Origin of the sequence: Parendozoicomonas sp. Alg238-R29 (assembly GCF_947331445.1) — a bacterium.
Classification (GTDB): domain Bacteria; phylum Pseudomonadota; class Gammaproteobacteria; order Pseudomonadales; family Endozoicomonadaceae; genus Sansalvadorimonas.
The window spans coordinates 1-11,624 of the sequence record NZ_CAMZOG010000038.1 but is presented as its reverse complement, the minus strand read 5'-3'; the positions used below and the strand labels follow the sequence as shown (position 1 = coordinate 11,624).

The following is an 11,624-nucleotide window of genomic DNA, read 5'->3' as shown; positions in this document are numbered from 1 at the left end:
TTCCCCTGCCAGAATCAGGCTTTACGCAGTTGAAGCAGATTAACGACACCCATTACCAGTCCAAGAACCAGAATTGAGCAAGCTGCATAGAACAAAGAACCACCATCGCTTTTGCCTTGATGGAGTACAACAATTCCCAGTGGAGTAGCAAGGTGGAAGAAAACTGCACCCGCCATAACACCGGCAGCAGCCAGGCCACCTAACCCATGAATCAGTGCACGATTCAGAAACTGAGGGAGTTGGGCAAACTTACCCACAACAAACAGCAATGCAGGAGAAAGAAGAAGCAGGGTAGCCAGCAGCTCAACTGTGCCAACAGCAACGGCACCATGGGCACTGAACCACTGGCCAACCGACGTGCCAAGAACGCCTTCCATCCACTGGCCAATAGTTCCAAAAATATGTTGAGTATCAGGATGATTAGTGAATTTATACGGCAGAGAACTCAGAAACACTTTGGCTGTCCAAAGAGTAACTAACCAACTGAACACTGCGACTAGTTGCTTTTTCATATATTTGTACCAGCAATAAATAATTTTTCTTTAACCCATGTACGTCGGGTTCCAAGTTTCAGATTCAGAAGAATCTCGTTATAGATAGACGACTATTTGCCCTTTATGGGGTTAGTAAGTTTGGTAGGTTGAAACAATACTGCCGTACGTATATGTGCCGCAATATTCACAAATGCTACTATGGCAGCCTGATTATTCCGAATATGCAAGGATAGTTATGGCGGCTGCCCAACCACTGCTACTGTATATCCACGGTTTCAACAGCTCCCCCCAATCACGCAAGTGCACTGAACTTGGGGTTTACCTCAAGCAAAAAAGAATCCCCTGCGATTACATTGTTCCAGAGCTAGGGCAGTGGCCCGGTGAGAATGCCCGCATGCTTCTATCTTTGGCATCCGAGGCTTTGCGCGTGAAACCTGTTTACATTATCGGCAGTTCACTGGGCGGCTACTACGGAACCTGGCTGATGGAACGTCTGCTGGAAAGTCGTCCAGAATATCCCGTCAAACTGGTACTGATCAACCCGGCGGTTCGTCCTTACGAGCTGTTTGAGGACTATCTCGGGCCACAGAAGAATTACTATAACAACACCGAGTATGAGCTAACACAAGAACATATTGATCAACTTAAACATCTGGAAGTGACTACACTTCACCGACCTGACAATATCTTTCTTCTGGCTCAGAAAGGTGACGAAACTTTGGATTACCGCAAAGCCGAGCAACGCTATCAAGATTGCCCCCAGCGCATTGATGAAGGGGGAGATCATGGTTTTGAAGGATTTGAGGGAACGATTCCGGTAATTCTCAGTTTCTGCAGTCCTTTGCTAGGGGACGTTGTAGCTTGATTTTGCCCGTTAGATTCAGTCAATAGCTTAGATTCAGTCAATAGCTATAGCGCTACAGTATTCTGCTGAACTCGATTGACAGTCTCAAACCGGAGCTCTGACTCAATAAAGAAAAGCACAATCATTTAGAACGACCCAACCTTCGCTCTTTTTTAGGCGAAGGTGTTCATGCCCTGATGGCATGAAAAGCGTTTTTCCCGCTGATACCTGCCTGGTTCATGTATCCATGATGACAGGCACGTACCCTGCAATTCATGGGAACTCATTTACCCTACACCGAAGGAAAAGCGCTGTTTTTTCAGAAGGTCACAAGTAAAATCCCGCTCTCCTTCACACATCCAGCTTTGAACAAAGCCCCCAAGACGTTTTACACTTGTCCGATTCATCTATCCGCTGAGAGCCGATGCGGTTCACACCCGCTTCAGAAGGGAAACATGCAGAACGAATATACTGCCGAAGCTATTGAGGTCCTGTCAGGACTCGACCCGGTGCGCAAACGCCCGGGTATGTACACCGACACCACCCGGCCCAACCATCTTGCCCAGGAAGTTATCGACAACAGTGTTGACGAGGCTCTGGCTGGCCACGCCACCGAGCTGAAGGTTCTGCTGCATCCGGACAACTCTCTTGAGGTAACAGATAACGGCCGTGGTATGCCTGTGGATATTCATCCCAAGCATAAAGTCTCCGGTGTTGAGCTAATCCTGACCCGCCTCCACGCTGGCGGTAAATTCTCTAACAAGAATTACCAGTTCTCTGGTGGTCTGCACGGTGTAGGTGTTTCTGTTGTTAACGCACTGTCCACCCAACTGGATATCAAAATCCGTCGTGCCGGACAGGTGTACGCTATTGGTTTTGCCGATGGCTTCAAATCCGCCGAACTGGAAGTGATTGATACCTGCGGCAAACGAAACACCGGCACCACAGTGCGTTTCTGGCCTAATGCCAAATACTTCGACTCAGCAAAGTTCTCCATTCTTCGTTTAAAGCACGTACTCCGTGCAAAAGCCGTACTCTGCCCCGGCCTTAAAGTCACTTTCCAGGAAGTATCCAGTGGCGAAACAGAAGTCTGGCACTACAAAGATGGCCTGAGAGACTATCTGCAAGGTGCTGTAGATGGTTATGAACTGCTACCGAAGGAAGCTTTCACTGGCAGCCTGAAAGGCGAAAAGGAAGCCGTAGACTGGGCAGTTATCTGGCTCCCGGAAGGCGGTGAGCTCATTACCGAATCTTACGTGAACCTGATTCCTACTGCTCAGGGCGGTACTCATGTGAATGGTTTGCGCTCCGGCCTGCTGGAAGCTATGCGGGAATTCTGTGAGTTCCGCAACCTGCTGCCCCGAGGCGTAAAGCTGGCGCCGGATGATATTTGGGAACGTTGCGCCTATGTACTCTCAACCAAACTCGCCGATCCACAATTTTCCGGCCAAACCAAAGAGCGCCTGTCTTCCCGTGAATGCGCGGCGTTTGTTTCCGGTGTGGTAAAAGATGCGTTCAGTCTTTGGCTAAATCAGCATACCGATCTGGCAGAAGTGCTTGCAGACCTGTGCATATCTACGGCACAACGCCGTATGCGCAAAGCAAAAAAAATTGTTCGCAAGAAGGTTACCCAAGGCCCTGCCCTTCCCGGAAAATTGGCAGACTGCACCAGCCAGGATATTAAATATACAGAAATATTCTTGGTGGAAGGTGACTCTGCCGGCGGTTCTGCCAAACAGGCACGGGACCGTGAAAACCAGGCCATTATGCCCCTGCGAGGCAAAATTCTTAATACATGGGAAGTAGACTCTTCTGAAGTGCTGGCCTCTCAGGAAATTCACGATATTTCTGTTGCTTTAGGTGTCGACCCTGGCTCTGACAAACTGGACGACCTGCGTTACGGCAAAGTCTGCATTCTTGCAGATGCGGACTCCGACGGCCTGCACATCGCCACCTTGCTCTGCGCCTTGTTTGTACAACACTTCCGTAAGCTGGTTGAAGCGGGGCATGTGTATGTAGCTATGCCGCCTCTATACCGTATCGACATTGGTAAAGAGGTTTACTACGCACTTGATGAAGCTGAAAAAGAAGGTGTACTGGATCGCCTGAAAGCCGAAAAGAAACGCGGCAAGATTGGTGTTCAGCGCTTTAAAGGATTGGGTGAGATGAACCCTCTCCAACTCCGGGAAACCACAATGTCTACAGACACTCGTCGTTTGGTTCAACTCACAGTTGATGATGCTCTGGCTACACAACAGGTGTTGGATATGATGCTAGCTAAGAAGCGAGCCTCAGATCGTAAACAATGGCTGGAAACGAAAGGTAATCTTATTGAAATTACCTGACTGATGTGGGAAGAAAAAAACAACGTTGGCTGTTTTACGCTTGGGCGCCGCAATACCGAAAAGTCATTGTGCATGTATTTGGCCGCCAGACAAGAAAGACTCTGAAAAAGCTCATTGCTCTGGTTAAACCTTACAAGTTCACGTTCGTTTGTACCGACGACTGGAAACCTTATGGGACTGAACTACCAAGCGACAGCCACGTTGTCAGCAAAAAACTCACTCAGAGTATTGAGAGAACCAACTTGACACTTCGCACTCGCATTAAACGCCTTAACCACAGGACCATCCGCTTTTCCCGCTCGGAGGAAGTCCACAACAAGGTCATTGGGGAGTTCATTTCACGAATGTGGTATCAATCCGTTTGAAACATTACCCACTAAAGGGTGGATCAATAATGTATTTAAAGGAGTGGCGACAAAATATTTATATCGTTATCTGGGCTTGCGCAAAGCTTTAAGTACGTGTGAACTCACGAAGTCCCGTCTGACAGAAAAATTAGCGGGTCACTGGGTCTATCAACTTCAAAGCTGAACAGAGCCTTGCTGTCTCTTTAGTTTTTATGGTGCATCACACCATATTTTTGGCGTCCCACTTCATTTCTCCATTTAGCTGCTAATGAACTGAATAGTCTGCTGTCGCTACATTGCCGAACCCTGTTCCGGAGCATATACCTAAAGGAGAAAGCTTAATAACCACAAGGCTTATAAGGATATGAAACGCTGGTTCCCCTATACCAGCCGTGTGAAAGGCCGTATCTCACCCGCTGCTCTGATTTGTTCTTACTGTATGACATCTGTTCTTATTGCCCCGGGCTTACTGGCTCAGGACGCTGGCGAGCTGCTGCGAGACAGTCAGCTGCCGAAGCCGCCGCCAGTGCAAAGCCAAAAATCTGGAGCAGCATCAACAAACCCGCCAGCCAAGGTTGAGTGTCGACCTCCCTTTTTCAAAATATCCCAGGTTGATCTCGTCGGCGTCACTTTGTTCAGTCGCCATGAGCTTGAAGCGTTGAAGTCTATCGCCCTTGGCCCGTCAGTCTGTTTGGCAGATATTGAACGCCTTGCTCAGACTATTGATCGCTTTTATCTGGAGAATGGGTATCTGGCGCGTACGGTGATACCTGAACAGGATGTCGTCAGTGGTAAGATTCAACTCGTGGTCACTGAATCCCGACTGGGCAAGATTGATCTAACAACCCCACCGGAAGGTGTGCGATTCAACCTGGATAAAGCCTATGATGTAGCGACCAGCGGCCAACCCGATAGCGGACTGCTCAATATCCATGAACTTCAGGATTCCATGCGCTCACTGAGTGGAACCCCTGGCGTCAGCGCTTCTGCCCAGCTGGTGCCAAGCCTGACGGTAGAAGGCACGGATGTGGTTATTCGTCTTGAGGATACTGATCTGGTTAGTAGTACTGTGCTGGCAGATAACCATGGCTCCCGCTTTGTTGGTCAGGAGAGGCTGTTGGGATTCATGGTGCTGGATGGGCCGTTCGGGCTTGGCTACCAATTCACTGGCACCGCAGTAAAAACGGAAGGCAGTCAGACACTGGCACTATCGGGTTCTCTTCCGGTTTCTCATCGGGGCGCACGATTCAACGCTTCACTTTCCTATCTTGATTATCATCTTATTGATGTGGAGACCGCGGGTGATGGTGAAGCCCTGAGCGGCACTGTTCAGCTGAGCCTGCCGAACCTGCTCAGCAAGCCGCTGAACTCCACAGATAGTCTGATTCTGAGTCAAAGCCATCTGAAAGACAGAGTTGCGGGGATCGAAAGCGCCAATAAAATTGTCACCGCAATAACGGCCCGAACTCAGGGCTTTTGGTATGAGGGAGATACCGGGGGTTTATACAGTTACAGCGCTTCGGCCACAGTGGGGGATGTGGATTTGTCCGGGAACCGGGGTAGCCTTGCGCAAGATACACAAACGGCGAAAACCAATGGCCGGTTTCTTCGTGTCAATGGTCAGTTCACCTATAAGCGCCCTGTGAATGATCTGTTTCAGCTGACCCTGGCGGCCAGGGCACAACATAGCTTTGATAATCTCGACTCTTCTCAAAAAATGTCTCTTGGTGGTGTGCGTGGTATACGCGCTTATCCCACGGGTGAGGCTTCGGGTGACTCGGCCGTGCTGATAAGAACAGAGCTACGTCGGCCACTGAATCCCGAGCTTTCCGGCTTCACCTTTCTGGATGCGGGCTGGCTCAGGCTTAACAGCACGCCGTGGGCTGGTTGGAATACAGGCAGCAGTGTTAAGAATGAGTATACCCTCCATGGATTGGGAGTCGGTGTTGATTGGTTGCCGACCAGTCAAATCAAGGTCGGTGCCATGGTGTCCTATCAGCTGGGCAATAATCCAGGTAAAGATAGTCACGGTAACGACAGTGATGGCCGAAGCAGTGATACCCGGGCCTGGTTGGAACTATCAATGAAATTTTAACGGGATTGAATGGACATGGATGTACGTTCAACGCTGTTTTCGCCTTTTATAAGCAAACCACTGGTATCGGCTATTCGGCGAGCACTGGCATCGACTATGTTGGTTGTCCCGGTAGCATTACGTGCCGAACTGGCGCCAGACGTGCTACCTGAAGGAAGCAGCGTCATCAGGGGGGATGTGAGTATCACTTCCGGTGCGGGAGCTATGGACATCAATCAGGGTTCCAACCGGGCGATTGTTGAGTGGCAAAGTTTCAATATTGGTGAGCAGGCGTCTGTGATTGTTAATCAACCCAGCACTTCCTCCTCTTTGCTTAATCGTGTGATTGGTGCTGATCCTTCAAAAATACTCGGCGGCCTGCAAGCCAATGGACAGGTTATCCTGATCAATCCTAATGGTGTCCTGTTTGGGGCAGATGCCCGGATTGATGTGGGTTCAATAGTCACCTCCACTTTGCAACTCTCTAATGATGATTTTCTGCAGGGCAATTACCAGTTCACTCAAGGAAGTACAGGCGCTGGCATTGAGCAGCTGGGGTCTATCACCGCAGATTCAGCGGCTTTTATCGCCGCCTCCATTGTTAATAAGGGGCAGATCAAAACAGAAAAGAGTCTTGTTCTGGCGACTGGTGAAACGGTCCGACTGAGTTTTGATGGCCATCACCTTATCTCTGTGGATGTCAGTGCAGCAGACTGGAATGCCAGAATACACAACAGTGGCATTATTGATGGAGGAAATGGGCTGGTTCTGCTGAAAGCGGATGTCGCCACTGACTTTCTCACACAGGTGGTTTCAAGCTCTCAGTCAGATATCGCCAGTCAGGCAATAGTCGACAATGGCCGGGTTCGTCTGGTGTCAAACAGTGGACGTATTGCCGGGCGTACCCTCAAGATGGATTCAGGCGATCAGGGGCAGACAGTGATTAGTGGCAGCCTTGATGCCTCCTCTGATACCAATGACGGTGGACGTATAGAGGTTACTGGCGGCAGTGTTCTGGTTGAGGGAACTGCATATATCACGGCAGACGGTAAAACTGGCGGTGGTGACGTTTACATCGGTGGTGGCTGGCAAGGGCGTGATCCTGATATCCGTCAATCCGTGCACACTACCGTAGAACAAGGCGCAACTATCAGTGCCAGTGCAACGGAAGATGGCGACGGTGGAACCCTTGTCGTTTGGTCGGATATCCATAACCCTGATTCCGTGACGACCGTCAACGGCACACTGAAGGCGGAAGGCAAAGGCGCTGGTAGTCAGGGTGGTCAGGTCGAAACCTCGGGTTATCAGGTAAAAATGGGTGATCAGACCCGAGTCAGTACCCTCTCACCTTACGGAGATAACGGTCAATGGTTGATTGACCCGCAGGATTACACCATTGCTGCTTCTGGCGGTGATATCACCGGCGCCACACTTTCAACCAATCTGGCGTCGGGAAATATCACCATACTGTCGAGCAGTGGTTCTACTGCGGGTAACGGTGATATTCATGTAAACGACGCAGTGAGTTGGTCTGCGAATAACCTGACATTGACGGCTGACCGCGACATTAATATCAATGCGGTCATGACCGCCAGTGGTACTTCGTCGCTGACCATGACGGCGAATAATAACAGTGGTGATGATGGCGATCCTTTTGACACTTCTCATACACCGGCCATGGTGCGTAATGCATTGCGAACCATTGGTCGGGTACGCGTCAGTATGCACAGCAATGATTCCGGTTTTAAAGGGAAAGTGGAGTTTGGCTCCCGCACCGGCACGGGATTCCTGACGATTAACGGTGAAGGTTATACCGTGATCAACTCGTTATCCGGCACAGCCGGTGTGGTTGATCTGGATGAAGGCCCCAACGGCGGCAGTGACCTTGCCTATAACGATGCGTCCATTCGTTATGCGCTGGGAACCGATATCACTAATGCGGGCAGCTTTACTAATTCCGTTATTGGTGATGGTGACTTTGCTAATAAATTTATGGGTGTACTGGATGGGTTAGGGCACACCATAGATGGATTGGAAGTTACCAGCTCTGCAAATTATAAATACCATGGTCTTTTTTCATCAATGGAGGACGCCACGGTCAGAAATCTGGGACTGACCCATTATCTGTTTGATTATGGCGGTAATCGAAGCTACATCTATAAGGGAGTACTGGCTGGCAGAAGTAACGGTAATAATATTGTTCATAATGTTTATACCACGGGGTTAGTAGCTGGATATAATTTGCAGAGTCGGTCTGGAGGGTTGGTCGCTTATACAAGCGGTTCACTTACACTGGATAGCGTCTTCACCGATGTTCAGATCGGTGCAGTAGGCACCAGTTATCATGGTGGGTTGCTGGGTTATGTGAATAACTCTAATTTGATAATGATCAACTCACATGCGTCAGGTGATATTGATTCCATATCCGGCGTAGCCTCTATCTTTCCAGGCAGTAACCTGGGAGGGTTGATTGGTTACATAGGCGGCACAGCCAGTCATTATTACACCATTCTCGATAGTTACAGCACGTCTGATATTAACCGTCATCTTCAGCTGGGCGAAGTGGCGTTAAACTATAGCTCTAACATAGGCGGCCTGATTGGCAGTGTCGGGCCTAACATCCAGCTTTCAATCGACCATAGTTATGCCAGCGGTGATGCTTATGGTAATAAGCAGTTAGGTGGCTTAATTGGCGTTATAGACAGTTCGGCTCATGTTGATATCAGTAACACTTACGCCAGTGGTCATGTCATTGGTCTATTGGCGGATGTAAATAAGTCAGCCGGTAGCTTTATCGGTGAAGTGGGCAATGGTAATAATCTAAATATTACTGATAGTTTCAGTTACGGCAAGATGATCTACCAGAACTCCAGTCGCACAGGTGGCTTCATCGGTTACTTATCATCAGGCTCCCCTGTTTTGAATCGGGTGTTTTATAACAGTTCTGATAACTCTGTAGCAGTGGGTGAGGGCACAGCCACAGGCCTTACCGGAAAGAGTCTTTCAGAATTTGCCGGGCAGCCACTGGCGAATACCTTGGGCACTTCTGATTGGATATACGACGCCAACTACGCCTTCCCCATACTGAACAATATGCCGTTGCTACCGCAGTTCCTGGACAGTTATGCGGGAAATATAGTTGATGTCAGTATCACTGCAGGCGGCGCTGGCACCGCAGCGATGATGGACGGTGTCTCAGTATTTTTCGATCAGTCGGCTATTGGTATCGATACGCTGAATGCGGCTCTCGCCACGGGCGATGTCATTATCAAAACCGGTGGTCGAACGCTGGTAAATGAAATCGGTGATCTGGATATCAATACTGACCTTAATCTCACCAACAATACACTGACCCTGATGGGCAGCCATGATGTGAATGTTAAGAGCGTTGTGAATGTTGGCACGGGAGCAACGCTAAAAGTCGCTGCTGATGAGTACACCAAAGATTACAGTCTGTACCTGAATACAGACGACACGGTATCTGAAACAGTCACTAACCTGAAAACCCATGGTCGTTTTCGGGTGCCCATAGCAGCTGATGACAGCAGTTTTTCCGGCCGTATTGATATTGCCGATTCCGGTTATGGTGCTATTGCTGTTAATGGCGTTTTGCTTGATGTGATTCATGATTTTTCCAGCCTGAATACCTATGCCAGTTACGCACTGGGTTCTGAACTCGGTACTTTAGGAACTGCCACGAACCAAACTACGGGAATTAGCTTTGTTGGTATATTTGATGGACTGGGCCACAGCATTAACAGTTTTAACATTACTGCATCAGGTACGACTGCCGGTCTTTTCTCCAAAGTAGATGACGCATTGATTCGAAACCTGAACCTGAATGATTTAACGGTTGATGGGAATACCGGTAACAGTTGGGCTAATGTGGGTGGGTTGGCAGGCCAGTCCAAAAACACCATCACTCATAATTTGCTGCTTTCAGGAATAGTTACCAATACAGGGTTTCAGACAGGAGGGCTATTTGGACATAAAACAGGCGACTTTAATCTGGTCGATACGGTGTCGTCTTCCCTTGTTATTAATAGCACGATGAATCAGAGCAACTCACCTGCTTATGCCGGTGGCATTTATGGAAATGGTGGTGGGCAGATACTGATCCATAACGCCCATGTCTCAGGTGATATCCGCTCTTTCGGGCATAATGTGGGTGGGCTGGCGGGACACTCTGGTTCTGCAAAAATCTCTCAGTCATTTAGCAGTGGTGATGTTAACGCTGACAGAAACCCAAGGATAGGTTCTTTCAATAGTGCTGGAATTGGTGGATTGATTGGCCAGGCAAATGGCAGAGTAGCAATTGAAAACAGTTTTGCTTCTGGTGACGTCTATGGGGGTACCAATATTGGTGGCCTTATCGGCAGGGTGAGTAGCACAGCACCAACGATTCTGAATAATGTTTATAGCGGTGGAGATGTTGAGTCTGCCGTAACCGGTGGCCCTGCTTATGCAGGAGGGCTGATAGGTGGTCTTCGTTATACCAGCTCAACCAACAAGTCCGACTTGCAGATGTCCAGGGCTTTTGCTTATGGCACTATCACCAGTCAGGACTCTGGAGTATCAACCGGGGGTATTCTTGGGGGAGTATATAATAACAGTCTTGCAGGTTCCCCCCCTGTCACCAGTGATTCCATTATTGACTCTCAGGTTACCTTCGGGAACACCTTCTGGAAAGACCAGTTTGCCCCGAATGGCTCAGATCAACTCTGTGTGATTGGTGGTGGGCTGTGTGGAACCACAGCAGGTACTTATAGCAGTGATACGTCGTCTCTGGATGGCACTCAATCTCAGGTCAGGGCACTGACCGCCGCTCAATTCGCCAATCCAACAGCAGAATTAGAACCCGGCTCCGGTGTCAATCTTGCCAATTCTGACTCGACTTCCCTGACATCTCTTTTGGGGGATGATTTTGTGTTCAGTGATGGGCAGAGTGCACCAGGCTTTAAGGAAAGTCTGTTTTCCAGTGAGACGCAGTTCGGCCCACCGCCCATCTCACTTTATATTCGTACAAACAGCGGCACCAGTGTTTATGGTTCAGCGCCCTCTTTGGGATATCTGTGGATCGATGCTGACGGTAATGCTTTCGATCTGTCCGGTAACGGTATTACCGTTTCAGGTTCCATCCGTTATTTGAATGCTCCCGACGCCCTGACCAATGTCGGCAGTTACGCTTATCAATACGCCTCGGGGCTGACGCTCAACCACGCCACACAAAATTATCTGGTTTTACCCTGGAGTACAGACGGTCTCTGGAGCATTACGCCTAAACCATTGACGATCTCCGGCACATCGGTGGCGGATAAAATTTATGATCGCAGTCTCAATGCAGATGTTACGCCGGGAACTCTTAATGGCCTGCTCACCGGGCAAACATTGGGCATCAATGGGACGGGATTGTTTGCAGACAAGAATGCAGAGAACAACAAAAATGTCACTGTCAGTTACACTACTGTCCGGTTAAGCATAAACCAGTTCCAGACTCCCCTGATTCTGGAGTGAATTGAC

Annotated in this window: 5 protein-coding genes; 4 read left to right on the top strand and 1 reads right to left on the bottom strand. The window is 49.2% G+C overall.

The window, feature by feature from the left end; translation table 11 throughout:
• Positions 1 to 14: 14 nt before the first annotated feature.
• Positions 15 to 512 carry a hypothetical protein gene (locus QMA35_RS11145; RefSeq protein ID WP_281647227.1) on the bottom strand — a complete coding sequence of 166 codons (498 nt, stop codon included), beginning with the start codon at positions 510 to 512 and terminating at the stop codon, positions 15 to 17.
• A 217-nt stretch (positions 513 to 729) separates the two neighbouring features.
• Here QMA35_RS11145 and QMA35_RS11140 point away from each other — a divergent pair, with 217 nt between their 5' ends.
• The 4 genes from QMA35_RS11140 to QMA35_RS11125 all read left to right on the top strand — a co-directional run bounded on the left by QMA35_RS11140 (position 730) and on the right by QMA35_RS11125 (position 11,618).
• The gene (locus QMA35_RS11140) at positions 730 to 1,359 is read left to right on the top strand and encodes a YqiA/YcfP family alpha/beta fold hydrolase (RefSeq protein ID WP_281647226.1); all 630 of its coding nucleotides are present in this window, start codon (positions 730 to 732) and stop codon (positions 1,357 to 1,359) included.
• A gap of 434 nt (positions 1,360 to 1,793) precedes the next feature.
• Positions 1,794 to 3,683 (top strand): DNA topoisomerase IV subunit B, encoded by a 1,890-nt coding sequence (gene parE / locus QMA35_RS11135; RefSeq protein ID WP_281647225.1) that lies wholly within the window; start codon positions 1,794 to 1,796, stop codon positions 3,681 to 3,683.
• Between the two features lie 711 nt (positions 3,684 to 4,394).
• A complete protein-coding gene (locus tag QMA35_RS11130) occupies positions 4,395 to 6,125 on the top strand; it encodes a ShlB/FhaC/HecB family hemolysin secretion/activation protein (protein WP_281647224.1) in 1,731 nt (576 codons plus the stop codon).
• A gap of 15 nt (positions 6,126 to 6,140) precedes the next feature.
• A complete protein-coding gene (locus tag QMA35_RS11125; protein ID WP_281647223.1) occupies positions 6,141 to 11,618 on the top strand; it encodes a filamentous hemagglutinin N-terminal domain-containing protein in 5,478 nt (1,825 codons plus the stop codon).
• The last annotated feature ends 6 nt before the right edge of the window (positions 11,619 to 11,624 follow it).

Coding starts and splice junctions, on each gene's coding strand:
- QMA35_RS11125 (WP_281647223.1), top strand. CDS start 6,141: ATGGATGTACGTTCAACGCTGTTTTCGCCTTTTATAAGCAAACCACTG.
- QMA35_RS11130 (WP_281647224.1), top strand. CDS start 4,395: ATGAAACGCTGGTTCCCCTATACCAGCCGTGTGAAAGGCCGTATCTCA.
- QMA35_RS11145 (WP_281647227.1), bottom strand. CDS start 512: ATGAAAAAGCAACTAGTCGCAGTGTTCAGTTGGTTAGTTACTCTTTGG.
- parE (WP_281647225.1), top strand. CDS start 1,794: ATGCAGAACGAATATACTGCCGAAGCTATTGAGGTCCTGTCAGGACTC.
- QMA35_RS11140 (WP_281647226.1), top strand. CDS start 730: ATGGCGGCTGCCCAACCACTGCTACTGTATATCCACGGTTTCAACAGC.